Annotated in this window: 17 protein-coding genes and 3 pseudogenes; 12 read left to right on the top strand and 8 right to left on the bottom strand. The window is 50.9% G+C overall.

What is annotated here, in order from left to right; all coding sequences use genetic code 11:
- Positions 1-28 precede the first annotated feature (28 nt).
- On the top strand, positions 29-4,135 hold the full coding sequence (locus ST42_RS12395; protein ID WP_044073722.1) for a beta-d-glucuronidase/beta-L-arabinofuranosidase: 4,107 nt from the start codon (positions 29-31) through the stop codon (positions 4,133-4,135).
- A gap of 215 nt (positions 4,136-4,350) precedes the next feature.
- Here ST42_RS12395 and ST42_RS12400 read toward each other — a convergent pair whose 3' ends face one another.
- On the bottom strand, positions 4,351-5,412 hold the full coding sequence (locus ST42_RS12400; RefSeq protein ID WP_044073724.1) for a GNAT family N-acetyltransferase: 1,062 nt from the start codon (positions 5,410-5,412) through the stop codon (positions 4,351-4,353).
- Between the two features lie 380 nt (positions 5,413-5,792).
- On the opposite strand from ST42_RS12400, the gene ST42_RS12405 reads away from it, so the two are divergent.
- From ST42_RS12405 to ST42_RS12445, 10 genes and pseudogenes are all read left to right on the top strand, one after another.
- A complete protein-coding gene (locus tag ST42_RS12405; RefSeq protein ID WP_044073726.1) occupies positions 5,793-7,331 on the top strand; it encodes an alpha-L-fucosidase in 1,539 nt (512 codons plus the stop codon).
- Positions 7,332-7,424: 93 nt separating this feature from the next.
- On the top strand, positions 7,425-9,122 hold the full coding sequence (locus tag ST42_RS12410) for a hypothetical protein (RefSeq protein WP_052488344.1): 1,698 nt from the start codon (positions 7,425-7,427) through the stop codon (positions 9,120-9,122).
- A 377-nt stretch (positions 9,123-9,499) separates the two neighbouring features.
- Complete coding sequence (locus ST42_RS12415; protein WP_231557042.1) at positions 9,500-10,231, top strand: energy transducer TonB; 732 nt, start codon at positions 9,500-9,502, stop codon at positions 10,229-10,231.
- A 115-nt stretch (positions 10,232-10,346) separates the two neighbouring features.
- A complete protein-coding gene (locus ST42_RS13680; protein WP_394365291.1) occupies positions 10,347-11,318 on the top strand; it encodes a MotA/TolQ/ExbB proton channel family protein in 972 nt (323 codons plus the stop codon).
- Positions 11,319-11,358: 40 nt separating this feature from the next.
- On the top strand, positions 11,359-11,874 hold the full coding sequence (locus ST42_RS12425) for a hypothetical protein (protein WP_156139370.1): 516 nt from the start codon (positions 11,359-11,361) through the stop codon (positions 11,872-11,874).
- A 20-nt stretch (positions 11,875-11,894) separates the two neighbouring features.
- Positions 11,895-12,440, top strand: coding sequence for an ExbD/TolR family protein (locus ST42_RS12430; protein WP_044073727.1), 546 nt, complete (start codon positions 11,895-11,897; stop codon positions 12,438-12,440).
- Between the two features lie 60 nt (positions 12,441-12,500).
- The gene (locus ST42_RS12435; RefSeq protein WP_044073728.1) at positions 12,501-12,971 is read left to right on the top strand and encodes an ExbD/TolR family protein; all 471 of its coding nucleotides are present in this window, start codon (positions 12,501-12,503) and stop codon (positions 12,969-12,971) included.
- Between the two features lie 369 nt (positions 12,972-13,340).
- Positions 13,341-17,066 carry a glycosyl hydrolase family 95 catalytic domain-containing protein gene (locus tag ST42_RS12440; protein ID WP_082028660.1) on the top strand — a complete coding sequence of 1,242 codons (3,726 nt, stop codon included), beginning with the start codon at positions 13,341-13,343 and terminating at the stop codon, positions 17,064-17,066.
- Between the two features lie 161 nt (positions 17,067-17,227).
- Positions 17,228-17,989: pseudogene (locus ST42_RS14615) on the top strand (ligand-binding sensor domain-containing protein); the annotation flags it as partial.
- 24 nt (positions 17,990-18,013) lie between these two features.
- Positions 18,014-19,663: a helix-turn-helix domain-containing protein gene (locus tag ST42_RS12445; protein ID WP_231557043.1), complete on the top strand. Its 1,650-nt coding sequence runs from the start codon at positions 18,014-18,016 to the stop codon at positions 19,661-19,663.
- Between the two features lie 61 nt (positions 19,664-19,724).
- On the opposite strand, the pseudogene ST42_RS14400 reads toward ST42_RS12445, so the two are convergent.
- Positions 19,725-19,850: pseudogene (locus ST42_RS14400) on the bottom strand (tryptophan--tRNA ligase); the annotation flags it as partial.
- Between ST42_RS14400 and ST42_RS14655 the strand changes: the two are divergent.
- Positions 19,845-20,039: pseudogene (locus ST42_RS14655) on the top strand (IS1634 family transposase); the annotation flags it as partial. The pseudogenes ST42_RS14400 and ST42_RS14655 overlap by 6 nt on opposite strands.
- A gap of 175 nt (positions 20,040-20,214) precedes the next feature.
- On the opposite strand, the gene ST42_RS12455 reads toward ST42_RS14655, so the two are convergent.
- From ST42_RS12455 to ST42_RS12480, 6 genes are all read right to left on the bottom strand, one after another.
- Positions 20,215-20,730, bottom strand: a complete 516-nt coding sequence (locus ST42_RS12455; protein WP_044065126.1) for an Lrp/AsnC family transcriptional regulator — start codon at positions 20,728-20,730, stop codon at positions 20,215-20,217.
- Between the two features lie 299 nt (positions 20,731-21,029).
- On the bottom strand, positions 21,030-21,824 hold the full coding sequence (locus ST42_RS12460; RefSeq protein ID WP_022317536.1) for a thymidylate synthase: 795 nt from the start codon (positions 21,822-21,824) through the stop codon (positions 21,030-21,032).
- A gap of 27 nt (positions 21,825-21,851) precedes the next feature.
- Entirely contained in the window at positions 21,852-22,493 is a 642-nt protein-coding gene (locus tag ST42_RS12465; RefSeq protein WP_022317537.1) for a lactate utilization protein, read from the bottom strand.
- A 30-nt stretch (positions 22,494-22,523) separates the two neighbouring features.
- Entirely contained in the window at positions 22,524-24,212 is a 1,689-nt protein-coding gene (locus ST42_RS12470) for a glycosyltransferase family 39 protein (RefSeq protein ID WP_044073732.1), read from the bottom strand.
- Between the two features lie 169 nt (positions 24,213-24,381).
- Positions 24,382-25,629: a DegT/DnrJ/EryC1/StrS family aminotransferase gene (locus ST42_RS12475; protein WP_044073733.1), complete on the bottom strand. Its 1,248-nt coding sequence runs from the start codon at positions 25,627-25,629 to the stop codon at positions 24,382-24,384.
- A gap of 19 nt (positions 25,630-25,648) precedes the next feature.
- Positions 25,649-26,617 (bottom strand): GNAT family N-acetyltransferase, encoded by a 969-nt coding sequence (locus tag ST42_RS12480; RefSeq protein WP_156139371.1) that lies wholly within the window; start codon positions 26,615-26,617, stop codon positions 25,649-25,651.
- Positions 26,618-26,621: the final 4 nt, after the last annotated feature.

Below are 26,621 nucleotides of genomic sequence, written 5' to 3' on the forward strand. Positions count from 1 at the left end.
CAGGCAAATATAGAATTCAAAACGGATTATGAAACGAATATATCTTATAATATCTCTCTGTCTTCTGCTCACTGTCAGCGCAGCAGCCCAGCGCCGCGGCAAGCGCCGCACGGCAGCCAAGGCGGCGGCAGTGACGCAGCAGGAGATGCAGCGCATCTACGAGACCGTGAAGACACCATACAAATACGGAATGGTGGTGGCACCGGCCGACAACGGCCACAAGATAGACTGTCCGACGGTGTTCCGCAAGGACGGCAAGTGGTTTATGACCTACGTGTGCTACAACGGCAAAGGCGGCACTGACGGCAGAGGCTACGAGACATGGATTGCCACCAGCAGCGACCTGCTCCACTGGCAGACACTCGGCAGAGTGCTCGAATACGGAAGCGGCGACGAATGGGACAGAAACCAGCGCGGAGGATTCCCGGCGCTCGTAGACTACACCTGGGGCGGCTCCTATGAGATAGAGCGATACAAGGGACGCTACTGGATGACATACATCGGAGGAGAGGGCACCGGCTATGAGGCGGTGAACGCTCCGCTGAGCATCGGACTGGCCTCGACGAAGCTCGACGTGACGAAGGCTCATCCTTGGGAGACGGCAGGCAAGCCGGTGATGTCTTACAAAGACAAGAACGCCCAGTGGTGGGAATACATGACACAGTATAAGAGCACGGTGTATCGTGTGGACAAGAAACTCTTCGGCTATCCCTTCATGATGTATTACAACGCCGGAGGAAAAAATGCCACACATCCCAAAGGCGAGCGCATCGGAGTGGCTTTCTCACACGACATGAAGAAATGGACACGCTACAAGGCTAACCCCATCTTTGCCCACGACACCGACGGCACCATAACAGGCGACGCGCAGATAGTGAAGATGGGAAACATCTACGTGATGTTCTATTTCTCTGCCTTCAACTCCACCCGCGAATACAACGCCTACAACACCTTCGCCGCAAGCCGCGACATGATACACTGGTATGACTGGCAGGGAGCCGACCTCATCGTGCCGTCGAAACCATACGACGAGATGTTCGCCCACAAGAGCTATGTGGTGGAACACGACGGAGTGGTATATCATTTCTATTGCGCCGTGAACAACAGCGGACAGCGGGGCATCGCCGTGGCTACGAGCCGTCCGATGGGAAAGAGCGAAATCTCATTCCCGACGCCGGACCCAGTGGGCAAACGCACCACTGTGGGCCTGAACGACAGTTGGCAGATAACCTTCGGTGGTGAGACCTTCACCAAAGACATACCCTTCAACCTCGACGACTATTACGGAGCGCTGCAGAAGGAACACGGCAACCTGCACGGCAAGGCGGTGTTCCGCAAATCGTTCACAGCTCCCGATCTGGAAGGCAAGGAGTATTTCCTGAGATTCGAGGGAGTGGGCACATATTGCGACATACTGCTCAACGGCAAGAAGCTCGGCACCTACGACATCGGACGTACCACCGAGACGATAGACATCACGCAGAGCGTGGCGAGGGGAAAGGAGAACAGTCTTGAGGTGCGCGTGTCGCATCCCAAAGGCATCACCGACATGCCGTGGGTATGCGGCGGATGCAGTTCGGAATGGGGATTCAGCGAGGGATCGCAGCCCTTCGGCATCTTCCGTCCGGTTGTGATGGAGATAACCGACAAGGTGCGCATAGAGCCGTTCGGAGTGCATGTGTGGTCTAACCAGGCATGCGACAGTATCTTCGTCGACACCGAGGTGAAGAACTATGGAGAGGAGGCAGCCACCTTCCAGTTGATAAACAAGCTCTCGGAGAAGAGCGGCAAGCAGACCCTGCGCCTGACCGACGAGGTGACGCTGCTGCCGGGAGAGGTGAAGACCGTGCGCCAGCAGGCAGCGATACAGAATCCGCGGCGCTGGACGATGGAGAAACCATATCTCTACAACCTCAACACCATGATAAAGCGAGGCGGAAAGGCTACCGACGACCTGCTGACGCCGTTCGGATTCCGCAGCATATCATGGCCGCTGACGAGAGGCGACGGCGACAAACGCTTCTTTCTCAACGGCAAACCGGAGTTCATCAACGGCGTGTGTGAGTATGAACACCTGTTCGGACAGAGCCACGCCTTCAGCGACGAGCAGATAGAGGCGAGGATGAAGGAGGTGATGACCACGGGCTTCAACGCCTTCCGCGACGCACACCAGCCACACAACCTGCTCTACAAGAAGATAATCGACGAGAACGGCATACTGTGGTGGCCGCAGTTCTCGGCACATATATGGTATGACACGCCACAGTTCAAGGAGAGCTTCAAGCGCCACCTCATACAATGGGTGAAGGAGCGCCGCAACTCTCCGTCGGTAATCCTGTGGGGACTGCAGAACGAGAGCACCATACCGGCGGAATTCGCCAAGGAATGCTCCGACATCATACGCCGCCTCGACCCCACATGCGGAACGCAGCGCCTCGTGACCACCTGCAACGGAGGCGAGGGGACAGACTGGAACGTGGTGCAGAACTGGAGCGGCACGTATGGCGGAAAGCTCGAAGACTACGCCAAGGAACTCTCGCGCGACGACCAGCTCCTCAACGGAGAATACGGTGCGTGGCGCACACTGGGCAACCACTCGGGAGAACGATATACGGAAGAGAAGCAGTGTGACATACTGGAGCGCAAGGTGCAGCTGGCAGAGAGCGTGAAGGACAGTGTGTGCGGACAGTTCCTCTGGACCCTGCAGAGCCACGACAATCCCGGACGCCGACAGCCGGAGGAGGGCTTCAGGATGATAGACAAGGTGGGACCCTTCAACCACAAGGGACTGATATCCACATGGGAGCAGCCGGGCGACGCATTCTATATGTATAAGTCGCACTACGTGTCTGCCGACAAGGAACCGCTGGTGTATATCGTGCCGGCGATACATATCGACAGCATCGGCGGAAAGAAAGAGGAGGGCGACAGTATGGCTGTGGCAACTCTCGACAGTGTGAGGGTTTACAGCAACTGCGACCGTGTGACGCTGAGCTGCGGACAGTGGAGCCAGACCAAGGAGCGCGACGTGAAGGGCAACACCACGCTCTTCCGCTTCTATGGAGTGAAGGCGGGCGGCGACGCCCTCGTGGCACGCGGATACTGCAAAGACCGTCTGGTGAGCTGCGACTCTCTCGCCATGCCTTCGTATAACGCATGGAACGAGGATATCATAAAGCCTGCCAACGGATACAACTACATAGCGCGCATAAACTGTGGCGGCGACGACTATGTGGACAGCTACGGACTGACCTGGCAGCAGGACAACAGCAGCTGGTCATCATCGTGGGGCGACGGGTTCAAGAAGGAGACCAGCCCCTATCAGGCGAGCCAGACGTATAATCCGCTGATGTTCGCATCGCCGCTCTTCCGCAGTTCGCGATTCGGCAGACACCGTCTGTCGTACACCATACCGGCGCAGCCCGGCGACTATCGCGTGGAACTCTATTTCATCGAGCCTTGGTGGGGCAGGGGAGAGTCGGCGACTACCGATTATGAGGGCTTGCGACTCTTTGATGTGGCGGTGAACGACACCACACGAATCCGCAACCTCGATCTCTGGGCACAGGCGCGCTACGGCAGACCATACAAGCGGGTGCTGAATGTTCACAACGAGGGCAAGGAGATACGTATCGACTTCCCGAAGGTGAATGCCGGACAGGCTGTCATCTCTGCCATCGCCGTGGCGACCGAAAACCACGACGTGAAGCCGGTGGAGAAGAAGCCGAAGAAGGAGAGCAAGACGATGTGGGCAGACTTCGAGAAAGAGACCTATGCCGCCACACCCGACAGTCTGCTGCCGCCGAAGACCAGCAGTGCCATCACCGCAGAGGGAATCCTGCACAAGGGAACGATGACGTTTGAATACAACGTTGGTGTGGCAAAGGTGTATGCCCTGAGATTCCGCTACTACAATCCTGAGAAGGAGCGCACGCTCCACGTGAAGATAACCGACCTCAACGGTGTGGTATACAAGGAAGACGACATCACCTTCGTGAAGACTCCGGAGAAGAAGACCAAGCGCCGCAACACGAGCATCACCACTGGTTCGCAGACCAATGCCGGCAGCTATAAGGTGACTCTCACGGGCGACGGCATCGACAGGATGCTCTTCGAGAAGCTGACGATAGAATAGAATATCTGGGTGTGAAGAAGCACAGAAAACAGAATCGCTCAAACATTATGTCTTGAAAACAATATTGTTCAAAGCATAATGTTTGAGCGATTTTTTTGTTTTTATTATCCCTAACAGGGCTTCAGGGCTTGTCCGGGTTTTGTCTTTCAGAAGAGCGACTTTATCACCAATGGGTTATAAGAACTTGATTTGTCTTTCAGAAGAGAGGTCTTGTCCTACAGCCTCTTGTCGATGCGGCAAAGCGGTTCGTTCTGTCCGCCCATCTCCTTTTTGTATCTCTCGTCGCCGCGACACATGTCGAAGTCTGCCACTCCCTCGTCAATCCATCTCTTCGAAGCCTCGAGTATGAGCAGGATGCCGGGAGAATAGCGGCTGAAAGAAGTGTCGATGGCGAGCTTCGGCATGAGCAGATGGTTGCGGTGGCGATACACTATCATGAATGCCGCCGGCCGGTCGTCGATATGCAGCACGTAGAGCTCCGCCGCATCGAGCGTCTTCAGACTGCGGTTGGCGCATCCCGAACGGGTTTCATACATAGCCTTGAGGCTGATGCCGATTTCAGACATAGCTCCCGTCTTGCGGTGGCGCCAAGCCATCTTGCGTCTCAGATAGAGTTTCCACAGACTGCGCATATATCCGTCGTCGGGCATTCCGCCCCGGCGATACACCTTCAGTTCCATCCTCTTGGAGTCGGTTTTCAGATGGTTGTATGCCTTGCGGATGTTCTTGTATATGTTCTTGTTGAGCGATGCCACATAATCCTCATGACTTTCAAATCCGTCGAGCGGCACATGATAGCTCGTGCGCTCCTTCAGTTCGCCGCCAATTCTCTTCATCACGCCGGCGAAGGGAGCCGCCATAGGCACATCGGCAAAGCTGATCTTCATCCCCTTGAGTGCCGTCTCGATATATCCGGCGATGGCAGCCGTCATCTCCCCGTCCCACTCCCCTGTGTAGGGGCAGCAGATGTTGAGCACTCCCGCCACTCTGCATGAGGGAATCCTCACCTTCTTCGACAGTCGTGTCACCAGTGTGGGTATGATGGCGAACGGTCTGCCGTCGAGTCTCACCAGATGGTAGCGCATCGCAGAGGCAAACTTGCCGAAGCCCCTGGTGGTGTGGCGGAACAGGAATTCGTTCCATTCGTAAGTCTGATAATATGTGTATTCAACGTATCTGACGCCGTTCTCCTCCGCTTTCCTGTCGAGCTCGGTCCATTCCGTTTTGATTTCGTTGATATCGTTGTGGCTGCTGAATGATAATAATTCTTTTGGCATAGTGTGGTTTTGCTGATTGTACCCAAATGGTTTGATGACCGATTGGGACTTGATGATGTGTCATTTTTCGTAGGCAGGTGCAAAAGTAATGAATAAAAACAGAATAATATGCAATATGTCCAAATAAGTGGCGGCGAAAATATTTCATCATCACTAAAAGGGCTGTCGTATCTCATATTTTACATGGGAGGAATGAAAATATGGACAACTTTTTGAAATGCCGGAAAAACTTCGTAAATTAGCGGCGAAAACAAAAAGAGCAGAATGGTTGGGAAACCCGAAACAGGGGGATGTGATATTTAGGGATTTCCATTTCGTGGCTTTGCGACTTTGAATCAGTTAAGAACCCAATTGTTTTTCAAAACATATAGATGACATTTATGAAGAAAATCCACATCTTGTTGTCGGCATTGAGTCTGTCTGCTGCTGCACCCGCCACTTTGTCGGCACAAAACAATTTCCAGTTGGTTGAGGAGAGCGTGAGCAATCCGGACAACACACCGGCTCCCGTATATCCGGTGCCGAGCGACCGTCAGCTCAAATGGAACGAAACGGAATTCTACGCTTTCTTCCACTACGGCATGAACACCTATACCAACCAGGAATGGGGGACAGGCATGGAGCGTGAGACAGTATTCGCACCGACACAGAAACCCGACCCGAAGCAGTGGCTTGAGGTGGCAAAGAAGGCTCATATGAAGGGTGGCATCGCCGTGGTGAAGCATCACGACGGCTTCTGCCTATGGCCTACAGCAACGACAGAGCACTGCACACGCAACTCTTCCGGCTACGGAAAGGATGTAGACATCCCGAAGGACTTTGCCGACGCCGCACGCGAGCTCAACATGAAATACGGCTTCTATGTCTCTCCGTGGGACCTGTCGAGTCCGTATTGGGGCAAGAAAGACAGCAACGGCAACTATACCGACGAGTATGCAAGGCTCGTGTTCCTGCCTCAGTGTGCAGAGCTTGCACAGTATGGTAAAGACCAGTTTGAGATGTGGTTCGACGGCGCTACCGGTGGCGACTATGCAGGCGGTTATGGCAGCTACACCACTTCGGGGAAACGCACCATCGACAACTCGCAGACATACTACGACATTCCCAACCTCCGCGACTCTATCCACAATCTCCTTCCCGACGTCGTAATGTGGGGCGTTGGCGACGAGGTACGCTGGATAGGCAACGAGAACGGCTATTCAGGACAGACATGCTGGTCAATGGGCGACGGCGAGGCGGGCAGTGAATACGCATGGATGTGGGCAGCCGGCGAGAGCGACGCCAGATCTACAAAAGGCTGGTTCTGGGACTCAAACCTGGACAACGAGGTGAAGACTGCCGAGACTCTCTTCAAGATGTATCTTGAGACAGTAGGCCGTAACGCCACCTTGCTGCTCAACCTCCCGCCAAATCGCGCCGGCCTTATCGACGACTCTGTTGCAGAACAGATGGAGGCACTCGGCGACTTGCTCGACAAGCGCCTCGGCACCGACCTCGCAAAGAGCGCTACCGTGACAGCCGACTGCACCCGCGAGGCTATGGGCAACGGCAACTACGAAGCCAGGAATCTGATTGACGGAAACAAAGACACATATTGGGCAACTCCCGACGGCAGTAAGAAGGCTGTCATCGAACTCAAGTGGGACACGCCGCAGACAGTGCGCTACGTTTCGCTCATGGAGTATATCAAGCTCGGACAGCGCATCAAGAAGTTTAAGATCGAGACAAGTGAAGACGGAGTGACATTCACCAAGCGCGGTGGCAATCAGGCAACGACAACCGTAGGCTACAAGCGCATCATCCCGCTCAACGGCTCAACGGCAGAATACTCTACAGACGGCTATATGGCAAAGGCTATACGCATCACCATCGAGAACTCAAGGTCTTGTCCGCTGCTCCACACAATAGAAGTGTTCTAAAACTGCACAGGCTGTCTCTGGAATACTACATTAAAGCGGTATAATGACCATTTTGGCTAATACTTATTCCATCAAGCAAAAAGCAAAGAAACAATGAACATAAAGAAATATATCTGCCTTGCGGGCCTCATTCTTCCTGTCGTCGCTATGGCGCAACAGGACAAGACACTCTGTGACTTCGAGACTCCGGAGAGCTACGTGAGTGTGCGTGCATACGACACATGTCCTATATCCCCCTTCAACCTCAACAGACTCAAGGGTAATGTGCAGGTGGTTGACAACGACCTCAACGAAGTGGACTCCGATTTGGGTTACGCTCCTGATGAATCGGCAAAGATTCTCGGCGTGCAGCGCTCACGCTTCGGCAGCAACACCTTCGGCGCTCTCGTAGAACTGAAGGAGCCGTTCGCTCTTGAAAAAAAGACACAATACATACACGTGAAGATCAGCTCCACCCGTTACACCCAGTTTATGCTCATCGGTCTGGGCAACCGCGACGACCGTCCTTGCCAGCCGGCAACGACAGAGCAGTTCTGGAGCCTGCCCACAAAAATCGGTACGGCAGGCAAATGGAAGGACGTGGTGTTCCCGGTCACGGGAGCCAAGGGCGTCACTATCAAGAGCCTCCTCGTTGTAGTAGACCGTCAGTCGCCTCACGACCAGAAGAGCGACTTCGCCGTATTCATCGATGATATCATCCTCAGCAGCAAGGTCGCTCCGTTCTTCTCAAAACCGGTTTACCCAATCAACTACAACAAGACGACAGCCCACACACGTGCCGACCGCTACATCAAGTCTGTTGGCCTCGGTTCGCAGACCGCAGCAGTAAACCAGGACACGGACAAGAAACTCTACATCAAGAACCTCGACGACATCTTCCTTGCCAGACCAGGCGAGACGGTCACGCCTGCTATCAGCTGGAAAGGCGAACGTATGCATGGGTATGCTTACCTCGACAAGGGTAACGACGGCAAGTTCAACGTTGATTACACCGACACCGGCATCACCGACAACAAGGACCTCGTAGCGTTTTCTTACTATAAGGGCGAGGACAGCAAGGGCGGTACGGCAAGCGACGGCTGCGGCGTGGCAATGCCTTCGTTCAGGATTGCAGAAGACCAGACACCGGGCATCTATCGAATGCGGTACAAAGTGGACTGGGACAACGCAGACCCCGGCGGCAGCACCACAACAGACAACAATATCTCGGACAACGGCGGAGGCATCGTTGACGTGCTCGTAAACATCCACGCTGACGAGGTGGATATCTACCGCACTGTTGAGGATAACGGCGGTGGTCTGAACGGTGAGATTCTCCTCTCCAACGGCAAGCCGGTGACAGGACAGACCACTCCCTTCGGTCGGTCATTCAAGATAAAGACCCAGCCGGCAGAAGGCTTCCTGCTCGACTACGTGAAGATTCGCCATGGCTACAATCTTGAGGGGGCGAACATGCTGAATGAGAATCCGCAGTGGAAGGAATACACAGTGCAGGCTTCACAATTCGTCAACGGTGAGTATACCATCCCTGCCGACTGCGTAGATGGCAATATCCGTTTCGTGCCGTACTTCAAGAGCAAGCCTTCAGGCGTTGACAGTCCTACACCAGCGACATTCACCGTGAAGGCTGGCAAGGGCGAGATCGTTCTCAACGCCGAAGTGGCTACGAGAGTGGAGATCGTAAACCTTCAGGGCAGCTTGTTGTTCAGCGGCACAATTGAAGGCTCACGCACAATCTGCGTTCACCAGGGCGTCTACATCGTTAACGGCGAGAAAATTCTCGTGTGGTGATATGATATTCACTCAGAATATAATCGAAACGCCATAACGAATCACATAGGTCAGAATTTCCCCCACGGCGTGGGGAATAGAACCCCCTAATGTGGGGTTTCGTTCCCCACGCCGTGGGGGAAAATTACGTGTATATAGTTTAGCCCCAAATCTGTCGTTTGGACTTGTAGGGATTCTGTTGTTGTTCTTGCATAGAGGATTTTTGTTGGGTTAAGACTAAATAAGTAGGTTTCACTTCCTTTAATTTTGTGTTTATAAGTAATTGGATTATCTTTGCATAAGATAAGCTGCACCTCAGCATAATATTCAAGCAAGCTTGATATTCTGCATTCGGTTTGCATTATCTTTGCATAAGATAAATTAACGCATTACGCACAATGGCAAAGATGAAGATACATATCGACTATACGGCGAACAGGACTACGGGAGTTCTGCTCGGACTCGTCTTTGCCCTCACGCTGCTGTTCGTGGCACTGGAATGGAGAAGCGGCGGACCGCAGATGTTTGACGACATGGATGTAGATTCCGACCCGTCGTTCGACCCGGAACTGCTGGCGCGGCAGCAACAGAAAGACATGATAGCATATCTGAAGCCGGGAACAACGCCGAAGGCGGTGACGGAGAAGATAAAGGCGGTGGACGAACAACCGCAGACGGAGATGCCCACGAAGATGGACCAGCCGAACGGAGATGCCGACGAGGGCAAAGGAGTGGGCAACGCCGGACAGGCTGCCGACGACAGCAGTAACGAGACAACGGCACAGGCTCCCGTGGCAACCGACATGAACGACAATCCGCTCAACTTCAGGATTGTGGAGAAACTGCCCGAATTCCCCGGCGGAATGGTGGAGTTCATGAAGTGGATAACCAGCAACCTGCGCTACCCGCAGGCGGCGCGCGACCAGAAGATACAAGGCAAAGTGGTGGTGGGATTCATCATCGGCAAAGACGGAACCGTGTCGGAGCTGAAGGTGGTGCATAAGGCAGATCCGCTGCTCGACGCCGAAGCACTGAGGGTGCTCAGGAGAATGCCGAAGTGGAAGCCCGGCGAGGACAAGGGCAAACCTTGTCTCACATATTTCTGCATACCAGTGAACTTCGTATTGTGATACTTGGCATAAAGAAGATACATCCATGCCCGGAGAACAGACAAGGCAGGAATTGCCTTGTGTGAATACAGACATAACGGAATAGAAAACATAACACATAACTGCAATGCAAAAAATGCAAAGACTATTGGGCAGCATGCTCATTATCATCAGTCTTGTCTTGGCAGCTCCGGCAGATGCCGCCGCACAAGACAAGGCGACAGCGGCGGCAAAACCGGCTGCCGTGGAAAAGACAAGACAAAAACCGGCTGCCGCGAAATCAAAAACCGCTGCGGATAATGAAAATGGTGCAGCGCCGGCTGAGGCATCAGAAGCAGCACCTGCCGCCGCACCGAAAGCTGCCGCCAATGCCCATGCCGACAGTCTCGGTGCCGACGACACACAGGCTGAGGCTACCGACACGGCAGATATGGCTGCCGATCTGGAAGGCATCGACGACGAAGAGCCGCTGAGCTTCCATCAGGTGCTCAAAACCAAGTTCATCGAGGGTTCGGCAGGATTCATGTCGCTCGTGGCACTGGCTCTCGTGCTCGGACTCGCCTTCTGTGTGGAGAGAATAATATTCCTCACGCTCAGTGAGATAGACGCCAAGAGAATGATGGCAGACATCGACGGGGCGCTCTCAAATGGCGACCTGCAGGCGGCACAGAAGATGTGTGAGCAGGAGCGTGGTCCCGTGGCATCCATCTGCCGCAAAGCGCTCGCCCGCATCGCCGAACCGATAGACAATATCGAGCGCGGCATATCAAGCTACGGTTCCGTAGAGGCTGCAAACATGGAGAAGGGATGCTCATGGATAAAACTCTTCATCGCCATCGCACCGTCGCTCGGATTCCTCGGCACCGTGATAGGAATGGTGATGGCATTCGAGCAGATACAAGACGCCGGCGACATCAGTCCTACCATCGTGGCATCGGGAATGAAGGTGGCGCTCATCACCACCATCTTCGGAATCATCGCGGCGCTCGTGCTCCAGGTGTTCTACAACTACATCGTTTCCAAGATAGACCATATCACTGCCGATATGGAGGAGTCGGCGATAAAGCTCCTCGACTCCATCGGTAAATACAAGAACCAGAAAGGCTGACATGCAGCAGAAAGAAAAACAAGACAATAACGCTATGGGTATGAAAAAGAGAAAGCTCAAGGCATGGCAGATGTCCACCCGTATGCTCTATGCCATGATAGGCGTGACGGCTGTGGTCTTCGCGCTCTTCTATCTCGTGGGCTACGATATGCCATACGTGTTCGACCCCGACTACAATGCTCCGCTGCTCACCGACATCGTGCTCATTTTCATCTATCTGATGGTGGTGGGGGCTGTGGGAGTTCTGGTCTTCTCGCTGTATAAAGCGGCGAAAATCCGGTCTGCCGAGAAGGTGGTCAACGGCATCCCCGTGGCAAGGATAAAGCGCTGGTCGGCAATGGCGTTCGTGGCAATGCTCGTGCTGGCATACGTGGCAGGGTCGGCAGATCCGCTGTCTGTAAACGGCAAGACCTTCAGCGACGCCATGTGGCTCAAGGTTGCCGACATGTTCATATACACCGTATTCGCCATGCTCCTCGCTGCCGTAGTGGCAGTGGCGGTGTCGGTAGGCGGATCGGCAATGAGGAGGAAAAACAGGAAAAAGGAGGAAAAGTGATAAGACAGAAAAGGTTTTCAATGAATTTCCGACGCGGCAAGCGTGAGGTGCCGGGGCTGAACACCACTTCCACCGCCGACATCTCGTTCATCCTGCTCGTCTTCTTCCTCGTCATCTCGTCGATGGATTCCACCAAGGGTGTCTTCAAGCAGCTGCCGCCCGAAGACAAGGCGAAGGCGGAGGAGGTGACGGAGATGGACCGCCGCAACGTGATGGATATCAGCATCTGGGGCGAGGGCGACGTGAGAGTAGACGGCAAGCCTGTCGACGTGAGGCGTCTGCAGGGAATGGTGGAGAAATTTGTTGCCGGCTGTCCCGACCGCGCCACACACGTGGTGAGCATCAAGATGCTCCCCACATCCAAATACGATGATTATTTCCACGTTCAGGATGCAGTAAGCTCGGCATACACCTCAATCCGAAACTCTGCCGCGATGGGCATCTACCACAAGCAGTATGCGGAATGCGAACAGTATGAGCGCAAGAAGATAGACAAGCTCTATCCGCAGCGTGTGATGGAAAACCTGAACGAGGAGAGCGGTCAGGATGCGGCAGACAAAGAATAACCCCCAACCTGGCTGATGACCGATTTGAGGAACTAAAAACAGAATAGGAGACAACAGAATATGTTTATACGCAAACGCCGCAGCGTGCCGGAACTGAACACGGCATCGCTGCCCGACCTTATCTTCACGGTGCTGTTCTTCTTCATCATCGTAACCCACATGCGACAGGACGAGGTGAAGGTGAGATATCGTGTGCCTGAGGGCAGACAGCTCACGAAGATGAAGAAGAAGGCTGGCGTGACCCATGTGTATATCGGAAAGCCTGTAGACGGTAGGCAGGAGGGCTACCGCATACAGGTGGACAGCAAGGTGGTGGCAATAGACCAGCTCGTGGACTATCTCGCGGAGTCGCGCTCCGGCATGTCGCCCGACGAGGCCCAGGAGATGACCGTGGCGCTCTCTGCCGACAAGGATGTAGACATGAAGACCGTGATGGAGGTGAAGCAGGCGCTGCGACGGGCAAACGCCCTGAAGGTGACGTTCATCGGAACCAGGATAAACAAGTCAACGTCTGCCCCTACAAAAAAATGAATGAGTCTCAGTCATATCAGTAGTTATGACACCTGACTTTGACAAAATGTGTACCCTCAAAATAACATTCCCTCATTTTCAATAACTTAGCAAAAATAACAATGAAAAAAGGGTGACGCATAGTCAAAGTCAGGAAAAGGGTGTGTCAAAGTTTTTCTTTTGATACGCCCTCGTTCTTGATTTGCAATTGTTCGCTATTTCTCATTAAGTGACAGTGAAATCATACCAAGTTGTTTTTTTTCGTCACTTATACGATTTTCCACATCACAAAAACAATAATCCGCATAGTTCTTTCCTTTGTTCTTTACCTTTGCGGCATATTTACGAATTCTAAAAAATATAATCTAAAAACAATTAAAAAGTAAAATTATGAAAAGAATGATGAGTCATTTATTCCATGTGGCTCTGATGCTTTTGGCTTTTACCTTTGCGAATCCTGTTATCAGCCATGCGCAACAGACAGCTGTTGCGTCATGGGTGTTCTCGGAGGGATGGGAAAGCTCAAGCAGCGGAACTGTTGTGACCTACACTCCGGATGGCAGCGGATGGCAGGCGATAAGCAATACCGCATGGAAAAGTAAACAACCGGTGTTTCTGCCGAACACATGTTCTGGAGTACAGACCAACTATAAGCTTTCGCTGAAGACAAGTGACGGCAAGTGGGAGGTAAAGCAAAGTAAGGACAGCTATGTCTTGCGTCTGAACACAGCTTCGATAGATAAATTTACACAAAAGGAAAACTATGGTGATGCCTCAACACATGACCAATATTTCGAAGTGAATTTCCCTACTGTAAACCTGAACAACGTGAAACTTAATTTCGCTATAGGCGACGGCTCAAGCAGCTCCACACATTTTGGTGTGGCGTATTCCGTTGATGGAGGGACGACATGGACAACACTTGATGACTATGTCAGCGGCAGTCATTGGAATACATATAATGATGCTGTTTACTCTCTTGATGCCGACAATAAGGAGAATGTCATAGTGAGACTCTTTATTGTCAGTGCCACGAAGAAAAGCAATTACAATCTGAAATATGTAAAGGTGCTTGCTGACGACCATGAAGCACCGGCATTCGTATCAAGCCGTCCAAAGGATAATGAGGATAATGTCGTGACAACAGGAACCATTGCTTTGAACTTTGACGAGAGTGTGCATGTGGCGGATGGGGCAGAGGCAACGCTTACGAATGCAAATACAAACAGTGTTGTCAAGCTTGCTCCAACAGTAAACGGCAATGTAATTCGTTTCAGCTATTCTGCTCTTGACAAAAGTGCGATGTATAACTTTGAGCTACCGGCAAATACAGTAAGTGACCTTTCTGGAAATGTGCTTGCGAAAGCCTTGACGTTCAGTTTCATCACCGCCGATACCGATCCGATACCTGCTCCTACAATAGAAAGCAAGAATCATTTGTGGTACAACAAGCCAGCAGGCTATTGGGAAGAAGCTCTACCGTTGGGAAACGGTCGTCTTGGTGTTATGCACTCCGGTAGTGTCGCATGCGATACGCTCCAGCTCAACGAAGATACATTCTGGGACCAGGGACCGAACACGAACTATAATGCAAATGCTTTTGGAGTACTCGGAGAAGTACAGCAAGGCATCTTCAATAAAGATTATGCTTCGGTACAGAATCTTGCAGTTACGAACTGGATGTCGCAAGGCTCGCATGGAGCAAGTTATCGTGCAGCAGGTGTTGTCTTGCTTGGCTTCCCGGGACAGCGTTTCGATGATATGGAAAGTGCACAGACTTCGGATGCTGTTGATGCACAAGGCTATGTTCGCTATCTTGATATGAATACTGCAACAAGCAATGTGGAGTATCATGTGAAAGGTGTAGGGTATAAGCGTACAGTATTCACTTCTTTCAAGGATAATGTCACAGTGGTGCGTCTTGAAGCGGACCAGACAGGTAAACTCGACTTTAATGTGGCTTATGCCGGTTGTAATAAGTCGAATATAGAGAAGCTCACGTCTAACGTCCTCTATGACGATCATACTGTCAAGGCAACGATGGGACCGGCACGTGACAAGTGTGAGAATGTGGAAAACAAGCTCAACCTTTGTACTTATCTGCGTATTGTGGACACTGACGGCGCTATTACAAACGACAATGTCAATATCTATGCTCAGGGAACAGTGGGAGCCGCTACAAATGCTCCGCGTCTTAATGTGACAGGTGCTACATACGCTACAATCATTATTTCGCAAGCCACTAATTTCAAGAAATATGATGATGTAAGCGGTGATGCAAGTGCATCAGCTCTTGCCTATCTGGAAGCTTACGAGAACAGCAAGAAAGATTATGTTACAACGCTTTCGGATCATGAATCTGTCTACAGGGCACAGTTTGACCGTGTGGACCTGACTCTTGCAGGTAATGCTACACAGGAGTCCAAGAACACGGAACAGCGTATAAAGGAGTTCCATAAGACTTCTGATCCTCAGTTGGCAGCCAACTACTTCCAGTTTGGACGTTACCTGCTCATATCTTCTTCACAACCAGGCACACAGCCAGCTAATCTGCAGGGCATCTGGAATCCTGATGCGCGTCAGTATCCGGCTTGGGATTCGAAATACACATCAAATATCAATGTTGAGATGAACTACTGGCCTGCAGAAGTCACAAATCTTGCAGAATGCCATGAGCCGTTTGTCGAGATGGTCAAGGATGTAAGTGTTACAGGTGCGGAAACAGCTCAGAAGATGTATGGCGCACGTGGATGGGCTTTACATCATAATACAGATATTTGGCGTACGACAGGTGCGGTAGACAATGGCACCGTAGGAGTATGGCCTACATGTAACGCATGGTTCTGCTCTCACCTTTGGGAGCGTTATCTCTTCTCTGGCGACAAGACATATCTTGCAGAGGTCTATCCTATAATGAAGGGAGCGGCAGAATTCTTCCAGGATTTTCTTGTGAAGGATCCGAATACAGGGTATATGGTTGTTTGTCCGAGCAACTCACCGGAGAATCATCCTGGTATAGGCTCTTATACCAAGTCTGACGGTAATACTGCAAACATTGCCCTTTTCGGAGGAGTTGCCATGGATAACGAGATGGTCTATGACTTGTTGAAGAATACAGCTCTTGCAGCTCGTGCTCTTGGTGAGGATGCGGATTTCGCAGATGCTCTTGATGCTCTGAAGGCACAGATTACTCCATGGAAGATTGGTAAATACGGACAGGTACAGGAATGGCAGGAAGACTGGGATAAAGAGAATTCGTCTCATCGTCATCTGTCTCATCTCTGGGGCGCTTATCCTGGCAATCAGGTTTCTCCATACGAAAACGCTACACTTTATCAGGCAGTACACAAGAGTCTTGTCGGACGTGGCGATGCTGCCCGCGGATGGTCGATGGGATGGAAGGAAGCCATGTGGGCACGTATGCTTGATGGAGACCATGCCATGAAGATTCTTAAGAACCAGCTTGTCCTGCTCGACCCTAATGTGACAATCGCTTCTTCCGACGGCGGCTCGTATGCAAATATGTTTGATGCCCATCCTCCATTCCAGATTGACGGAAACTTCGGAGCTACTGCAGCTATAGCAGAGATGCTTGTGCAGTCACATGCCGGCTTCTTGCATGTTCTTCCTGCATTGCCTACGGAATGGAAAGCCGGTGGCGAAGTGAAAGGACTGTGTGCCCGTGGCGGATTTGTGGTGACAGATATGAAATGGGTTGACGGCAAGATAGAGAAGCTTGCAGTGAAGTCTACTGTCGGCGGAAACTTACGTCTGCGTACTGCAACACCATTGACAAATGCCGATGGTACAGCTCTTTCTGTAGCAGAAGGCAATAATACCAATTCTTTGATGCAGCCTTACGGCATGCCGGAGCCTATAGTCAAGGATGCAAGTAAGATTCCTGCCACTACGCTTCCGGATACTTATCTCTATGATATTCCAACTAATGCAGGTGAGGAGATAACGCTTGTTGGAGGCCTTGCTGCTATTGTTCCTGTATCAGGTCTTTCCAGAGAGTCTGAAAAAGATAATGCTATATATAATCTTAACGGTCAGCGTGTTGGAGAAGGTTATCATGGCGTAGTTGTCGCTAAGGGAAAGAAATATGTTAAATAGCAAATAATTCTTTGTTGAATAATATTAGTGAGGGGAGAATGCGTTGACATTCTCCCTTTCCTTTTGTATTAATGATTAAAAGTGTTATCTTTGCAAGTGCTAATGACTAATCGTTACTTGTAATGAGGCTTATTTCGGATAATATAATGAATGTAAAAAGGATGTTGCTCTCCTTCCTGTTGACGTTGCTTACCGGTATTTCGCTTGCTGGAAATACGGAAGTGCAAATAACTCATTTCTCTGAAAAGGATGGCTTGCCCCAAAGTGTGTTTACTGGGATTATTCAGGATTCAAAGGGGTATATCTGGATTAGCTCGTGGAACGGTCTTTGCCGCTATGATGGCTATTCCTTCTTCCACTATAAGGCACGGCAAGGTGACAATTGCCCTTTGCCAAACAACCGTATCTTGTCTATTAGTGAGACAAAAGACGGGAATATCCTGTGTAAGTTTCATGAAAACAAGTTCTTTCTTTTCAAATGCAATGAAAAACGCTTTGTCGCATTGCCTGACAGAGTGAAGAGTCAGGCAGATCGTTTCAGACCGACAGCCCAACAGAAATCCATGATTGGCTGTCTGCCTGAATATAAGGATATAGAAACACGTATTTTGTATAAAGACCGTCAAGGCGGCTATTGGGTGTTCACTCATAGCGGACTTGACCGTGTTGTCTTTAACAAGAAGCGTTTGTCACCTGTTAAAAGGAGCAGTGAAGGCGAAGAGTTTATACGCTGTATTTTCCAATATGGAGCCGATGACATCTTTGTTGCCGATAAAAACGGAGTTATCTGTGTCTGGGACAAAGTCGGAAATACTAAAGGATACTTATGTGGTAACGGCTCAATATCTAAGTTGCGTCATCCGTTTGGTGCAAATGCCTATTGTATGTTTAGGGACTCACATGGGTATTTGTGGATAGGCACAAAGCCAAACGGACTGTTCAGACTGATGCCATTAAAGAATGGCGGCTTTAAAGTCAAGGCGTTTTTCAAAGGAAAGGATAACAAGTATGGTATAAACAACAATAGTGTTTATTCGGTGTTGGAAGACAAGTTCGGGCGTATTCTTGTCGGAACATACGGAGGAGGACTGAATGTGATAGTTAATCCTTGGAGCGAAACCCCGCAATTCATCCATTGTGACAATGGGCTTGACCGTTATCCTGTTGAGGCTAAGTTCATTCATGATATGCTGCTTGTTCCTGACGGTAGCCTTCTGCTTGCCACTAATGACGGATTGTTTGCAACAAAGATTCAGCGTGGTATTCATGGTTTGCGCTTCTTGCAGAACAAACGGGTGCCGTCGGATGTGGAGTCGCTCGGCAACAACCAGGTGATGAGTCTGTTGCGTAGTAAGGATGGTAAGATATATGTTGCAACGTATGGAGGAGGGTTGAATGTCGTAAGTTCTGGAAATCTGTTCAGCGACAAGATACGTTTCCGTGCCTACACGATGGATAATGGTATGTCAACCGACATCGTGCTTGCTCTTTACGAAGACAAGAAAGGTTTGATATGGGCAGTGTCGGAACATGGACTTATGTCTTTCAATCCACGTAATGATACTTTTACGAATTATATAGAGGGGACGTTCACTAAAGGCTTTTCTTTTTCCGAATGTCCTCCACTTGGCATAAACACTGGCAAGACAACACTTTTCGGCACTACGCAAGGTGTGCTTGCCGTAGATGAGAATGTTTTGGGCAAGAGTCGTTACGTGCCGAAGATTGTGTTTGATATGCCTGACAGTATATCTCTGTCGCCGGAAGAAAAATCACTTAACGTATCGTTTGCGGCAATCGACTATAATAAGACGGAGCCTATACAATATGCCTACATGCTTGAAGACGTAGATAAGAAGTGGCTTTATACAAAGGACAATCATATAAATCTTTCAAATATTCCGGCAGGGACATTCCGTTTGAGGGTGCGTTCCACTAATGGTGACGGGGTCTGGGTAGACAATGAAGCCTGCATTATAATCCATCGTACGCCATACTTTAACGAACGTCCAGTGGCATGGATGCTGTATGGCGGATTGGTGCTTGCGTTTATATTCCTTTTAGTGAAAGTAATCTGCTATATCCGTAGTCTTGAGAAGGAGATAAGGATTCTCAGACTTTCCAAAGAAGAAAAGATGGAATATATAAAGGTGCGTTTAGGTGATATGATAGAGGGAGACGCCCAGCCGGCGTTGCCTGCTGCAATTGATGGCAGTGTTTACGGTATCGGTTCTGTATCCAGTTCTGATGGGACCGGTTCCGACAATGCTTTTAAGGAAAAGGTGGAAACGTTTATGCAGAAGCATTATTCCGATTCCGAGCTGAATGTGGGAATGTTCTCTTGTGAGATGGGATTGAGCCGTTCGTTGCTTTATATACAGATGAAGAAGGTGTATGGATGCACACCAAATATATATATGCAGAACTATCGTCTTGAGAAAGCTTACGGTATGCTGATAAACGATAAAGGACTGAATGTGTCGGAAATAGCCTATCGTTGTGGCTTTACCGATCCGAAGTATTTTAGTCGATGTTTCAAAAAGGCTGAGGGGTGTACGCCTACAGAGTTTAGGGAGAGACATCAGTTGACGGAATAGTGTCTGTCATATAGTGTTGGACTTATAATAACCCCCAAACGGCCTAAGGACCGTTTGGGGTTTATAAATTCTTGTTTTTGTACATCTCAGCCTGTTGCTGGATGAGTGCAGCATCGTCGAAGTAGTTTATCTTCATTGCTTCGCGCACCTCATGCAAGGTTTGTGCTGCAGTTTCGCGGGCGGCAAGACCTCGGAGTCGCAGATCGTACTAGGTCTCTTGGTTAGTCGTGATGGCTATCCATTGTCATATTGTATTTTCAATGGCAGTCAATATGAGGGATACACAATGCTTCCTATCATTGATGATTTCATACAACGTTTCTCTTTGGACGATTTTGTGGTGGTGGCAAAAGTGGAGATTATGCCTCCGAAAAATAGAAAAATTCAAAAAGGGTGACGCATAGTCAAAGTCAGGAAGATAAACAAGTCAACGTCTGCCCCTACAAAAAAATGAATGAGTCTCAGTCATATCAGTAGTTATGACAGAGACTCATTCTCTATTTCCCCAATCCGGCCTGACGACCGACGATTTGATATAAATAGTTTCTGATTTATTCTATGTTCATCTCATTGGCGTCGTCCATATCGTCGTCCTCTTCAGCGGGAGCGTCCACGATAGGCAGCTGGCGGCAGAAAGCCGAGTTAAACGAGATGATGGTCTCGCTGCGCGACAATCCGAGCGGCTGCAGGTTGTCATGGATGATGTTGAGCAGATGATGGTTGTTAAGGGCGTATATCTTCATGAACATATCGTAGTCACCGGTGGTGTAGTGGCATTCCACGATTTCCGGAATGCGTTTCAGCTTCTCCACCACCTCGTCGAAGTTTTCCGGATGCTTCAGGTTGATGCCGATGAAGGCACACGTCTCATATCCTATTTTCTCAGGGTCGATGTTGAATTTCGAACCCTTCAGCACGCCTTGGTTGCTGAGTTTCTGAATGCGCTGGTGAATAGCGGCTCCGCTCACGTTGCAGACTCTTGCCACCTCAAGGAACGGCATTCTTGCGTCTTCCGCGATGAGTTTGAGAATCTTCTTGTCCAAAGAATCTAAATTATGATGTGCCATGTTTTGTTATGATGTTTGTGGATAATTGTTATGTTATATTCTTTCGTTTGTTTTCTTGCTCCTTTATGATGTCTTTTCCCGTAACTTCCATGTGGGGATTATTGTACCATAAAACCATCGGTTGATAATGACCGACGCAGTTTGCTAAACCGTGCAAAGATATATTTTTTTGAAGTAACCTGCAATAGTTTGTAATCAGAAAATGCTATTTCCTTTTAATTTTTTATCCCTGTCTGGTAATTCAAAAATAAATCATTCTCCTTCTTCTGATTTCTATCGTGCCCAAACGCATATCTGCCCTATACGCTCACCTGTGCTGCGATATGCGGCCATGGGTCGTAGCCTTCGAGCTGGAAGTCCTCGAATCTGAAACTGAAGAGGTCTTTCACATCCGGGTTCAGCTTCATCTGGGGCAGAGGTCTCGGAGTGCGGGTCAGCTGCAGCCTTGCCTGTTCGATGTGGTTGAGATAGAGGTGAGTGTCGCCGGTGGTATGGATGAAGTCGCCCGGCTCGAGTCCTGTCACCTGTGCCACCATGAGCAGCAGCAGGGCATAAGATGCGATGTTGAACGGCACTCCGAGGAAAGTGTCGGCGCTGCGCTGGTATAGCTGCAGCGAGAGTTTGCCGTCGGCAACATAAAACTGGAAGAAGCAGTGGCAAGGCGGCAGTTTCATGTCGTCGATGTCGGCCACGTTCCATGCGCTCACAATCATCCGTCGGGAGTCAGGAGTGTTTTTTATCTGTTCCACCACCTTCTTTATCTGGTCAATCGGTTCACCGTTGTGTCCCGGCCACGAGCGCCACTGATGTCCGTAGATAGGACCCAGTTCGCCGTTTTCGTCAGCCCATTCGTTCCAGATGCGCACACCGTGGTCTTGCAGGTATTTCACGTTGGTGTCGCCCTGCAGGAACCACAGCAGTTCGTAGATTATCGACTTGAGGTGTAGCTTCTTTGTGGTGAGCAGCGGGAATCCCTTGCTCATGTCGAAACGCATCTGATTGCCGAAGATGCTTATTGTTCCCGTTCCCGTGCGGTCGGACTTCTTCGTGCCCTCTGTCAGGATGCGGTCGAGGAGGTTCAAGTATTGTTGCATAAGTTCTTATTTCATGTTTTAAAAGATTCAATATCCCAGTTCTTCGTCCACTATCACTACGATATGTCTGCCTGCGGGATGCGAGTTCCGCATTATCTGTATGTAGTTGCAGATGGAGTCAGGCGATTTGCAGTCGTGACACGTGCCGTCGTGTTTGCATGGCGTGTTGAGGTCGGCGAATCGCATCATGTTTACAGGTGCCGCCAGACTGCGGGCGCGCGATATGGCAGCCTCCAGGTTCTGCGCCACCTTGTTGATGCCCACCACCAGAATCACGTGTTTCGGACCGAATGTTATAGCCGCCACACGGTTGCCGTTGCCGTCGATGTTCACTATCTCGCCGTCTTCCGACATGGCGTTGACGCTCGACAGATAGTAGTCAGCATAGAAGGCGCGGCGGTAGATTTCCTGTGCCGCCTCGCGGTCTGGCGCCAGGTCGCGGTCCCAGATGTCGAGACCCTCCTTGTTGTGTAGCGCCCTGGTGAGTCCCATGTCTCGGATAGTCATCGATCCGCCCCATGTCACGGAGCTTCCTTCGGGAATCATCCCGGTAATCTTCTCCACAGCCTCCTGTGCCGTGTGGCAGAAGAATGCTTCGTAGTGTCGCTGCTTCAGGTTGCCCACCAGCTTTTCGGCGAGCAATGCGTTTCTCTTTTCCTTTGGTGTCATGATATGCAGAGTTGTTATTATGGATTTTCATCAAGGATGATGCCTGTATGGATCTAAGTCGGTGATTTTCGGTCTTTCAGGTCCCGGATAAGGCTTGCTGTAGTATAGCGAATATTTGCCGTCGGTCCATATCTTCTGGTATTTCCTTATGAGCGAGAGTTCCTCCATGATATGCTTGTAGCCATCAGGGAGATTCTCCTCGTCGAGCAGCACGTATGGCAGTTCTTTGGTATGCTTCCATGCCACTTTGATGTAGCGGTCGTTCATGCGGTCGGTGCTGTATACCGTGGAGTACACCGCCCACGGCTTGCAATCCAATATCGAAACGGCAGGCAGCGAGAACGAGCATATCATATAGCTGCCCTGGCGGATGTGGGGTTTCACCTCCCGGATGAGATAGTTATACATGTCGGCGTTCTCCTTTGTGGTGAGGATGCCGCGGGTCAGCTGACTGTCCACGGTGTAGCGGCATGCTATGCGGTTGCCCTCTTCCATCTGCTTGTGGGTGAGGTTGAAGAACAGCAGTCCGGCACCCAGCACCCCTATCATACACATGGCGGCACGTCTCTCCAGCTGTTCCTTCTTGGGCATCAGTTCCTCAAACAATACATACATCACGAGGGGCAGGGTGAGGAAACACGTCTCCTTGCCATAGAACGACGGTTCGGCATTGCTTCCCACCGGCATCACGAATGGCAGGAACAGGCTGATCATCACGAGATGGGCGAGCGGAGGGTATACGCCACGGATGAAGAACACCCCCACGCCGCCTATCAGACATAGAGCCATGGTGATGTTTGAGGGGAAGAACGAGAAGTTCATCATTACGAGCGTGAGCACTATGGCTACAGCAACCAGCGTTATCCTCATTATCCTTCTGGTCTGCTTCATTCCGGCCACGATGATAATCCAGAACAGCATGATGTATCCGGCATTAGCCACCACCTCGGTGTAGAGGTCGTACATGCTGCGCATCACGTAGAGCATGCCGTGGGTGTCGCTCTTGTCGGAGGAGATGCCGGCGATGTCGTTGAAGGTCAGTGCGAACACGTTGTCGAGACCTTGGCAGAGCAGCACGACATATCCCAGCAGTCCGCCGAAGCACATACCGATATAGAAGAATGTTGCGCCGTTTGACGGACTGTGTCCGTTGTTCCATTTCCTGGATATGAGCATGGCGCAGAGAGGGAGACAGATGTATGTGATGTTGACGATGCGGAAATATACCGCCACTCCAGCCAGCACACCGCCCATCATTATTATCCACTGGTTGTCTCTGTCGGCTCCGCCATGATAGCATAGGATGCTGAGCAGGAGCAGCAGGGCAGAATAGTCGTTATAGTTTATCTCCGTGTAGCTGCCGTAGTGGGCAAGCGTGGCGATGAGCAGTCCGGTGATGATGCTCCTTGTGGATATGTATTGCCGCAGATATAGATACACCACGGTCTGGGTGACAAGCACATAAACCAGATGCAGCACCCTGAGCCCCAGGAAAGAGTTGATGGAGAACAGTTTGCAGAGAGCCGATGTTACGTCGTAGGTGAGAATCCACTGTCCGAGGAAGTATGACGCGTATGGGTCGCTCGTGAAATGCTGGTATCCCGACATATACATTCCGATGTCGAGATAGGAGAGACCTTGGAACATCTGCACTCCCAGAAACAGTGCCGCAAAGAGCAGATAGATGGAGAAGGCCTTGTGTGATGACAGATTTATCATGATATGATGGATTAGGGTGTTACAGATATGATATTACTGATATGGTGTTACTGATATGGTGGATTATAGTGTTACATTTTTTATTTTTTTGCCGCCGGATAAAAAGGCGGGTTGTTTTGTATTGCCACTGAGTGGTATGGTGTATGGCCTTGTCTTGCCGCCGGTGAGGTCAGACACGGAAATCGTTTATCAACCGTATTATTCTCTCCACATCGTCTTCAGTCATGGTCTGGTTGCAGGGCAGACTCAGTTCCTCGTTGTGGATAAGTTCCGTGACGGGCAGTCCGCCGTCGGGCAAAACCAGACAGCCCTTGCAGTCAGCCTTCAGTCCGACAGCATCAGTTGTTATCCCTGCATTATCAGCCGTCATCCCTGCATTATGATTTGTCACCCCTGCATCATCTGCAGATGCCGGCGAGGCATAGCAATTCTGCCGGTGGGGCGGAATGGGGTAGTGTATCATCGTCTGCACGCCGTTGCTGAGTAGATATTCCTGCAGGGCATTGCGCTTTTCGTATAGGATGGGGAAGATGTGGAAGACACTGTTGGAATGGAAATCCGGCGAAGGCACTCTTACCAGAGGATTGTTTATGCCCTCAATCAACCGTAGCGCCACTTGGCGGCGCCGCCCGTTGTCGGTGTCGAGATGGCGCAGCTTCACGTCGAGCACGGCAGCCTGCACCTCGTCTAACCGGGAGTTGCGGCCACAGTGGTCGAACACGTATTTGCGTGACGAACCATAGTTGCCCAGCGACCGTATCATCTCCGCCAGCATGTCGTCGTTGCAGGTTACGGCTCCCGCATCGCCCAGCGCTCCGAGATTCTTGCCCGGATAGAAACTGTGGCCTGCGGCATCGCCCAGACCTCCCGTGCGTCTGCCGTAGAGGGGATTGTCGGTGGCAGTCTCCCGATACAGGCATCCGTGAGCTTGGGCATTGTCTTCTATCAGTTTCAGGTGATGCTTGCGGCAGATGTCACCGATGTGGTCGGTATAGGCACATCTGCCGTAGAGATGCACTATCATTATCGCCTTGGTGTGCGGTGTTATGGCTTGTTCTATCAGCGAATCGTCAATCTGCAGAGTGTCGAGGCGCGGTTCCACGAGCACCGCCTTCAGACCATTCTCCGTTATGGCGAGGATGGATGCCACAAAGGTGTTGGCAGGCACTATCACTTCGTCGCCGTCATTCATCACTCCCATTTCTTTGTATGCACGGAATATCAGCGTCAGCGCGTCGAGTCCGTTGCCGCAGCCTATGGCGTGACGGGTGCCGATATATCGGGCATAGTCGTTTTCAAACCGTTCAGTCTCCTTGCCGTGCAGATACCATCCGCCAGCCACCACGCCGGCAACTGCCTGCTGTATCTCGTCAGCATGCTGGGCTGTTATGTCTTTTAGGTCTAAGTATTTTATCATGAGAATGAAGTGATGATTATTATTGTTTGCTTTCGAAACTGTATTTCAGCGTCACCCCGCATCCGATGCTCTCCTTGAATTCGCAGAGACCGAAATTCGGCACTCCGCATTCCGTGGATATGCCGATGTCGAGGATGCGCAGTCCGGCGTCGTGGTAATGCTTGAACACGCAGTAGGTGATCATGTTCATGGGGCGCAGGGCGGAATATTCTCTTATGTCACCCCAGTATACCACCTGGGCAATGTTTCTGGAAACCCGGAACACTTGAGCCGCAGCCACGTCGTTGCCGCCATGTTCGAGCACGAAGAAATCGGCGCTTACCACTCTGCTCACCGTCTGCCACACCTGTTCGAGAGTCATTCTGAGCGGAAAGCCGCGTTCCTCCCTGTTGCGGCGGATAACGTTGTAGGCACGCTCCACATCGCTCCTCTTGCCGCTGTCGAGCTTCACGAAGCAGAAGTCCTGCCGCAAGGCACGGTTGAGGTTCTTTTTGGCATTGCGTTCCATGTGGCAGGAGTAGTCGTCCATACGGCTGAGGTCGAAGTGATAGTTTAGGTCCACCCACCTCGTTGACAGGTGCGAAGACAGGATGTTGGTCCATTTCGACAGCAGCGTAGTGTCGTAGACCAGTGCCGGCGGAGTGATGATGAGTTTCTTTCCCATCCGGAAGGCATAGTCGGCAACCAGTCTTGCAGCCTCGTCCATATAGTCGAGTCTCAGCGTGTCGCACTGTGTGAATCCGCCGAAAGGAGCAGAGAAAGGCGATGCCAGCGAGTCGGCACGCTCACCGAGGATGATGCCGAAACGCGGTTTTGTATCGCCGATGGAGAGATATCTTATCCGTTCCACCTTCTCTCTGTTCAGTTCGCAGAAGGCAACGCTGTTGTAGACATACTCAGAGGGGTATGTCTTGTCGTATTCTTCAGCCGACAGTTCCTTTATCTCCATACACATAGCCTTATCTTCATACACATTGTGTGATGTCACGTTA

The sequence above is a fragment of the Prevotella pectinovora genome (assembly GCF_000834015.1).
Lineage (GTDB): Bacteria > Bacteroidota > Bacteroidia > Bacteroidales > Bacteroidaceae > Prevotella > Prevotella pectinovora.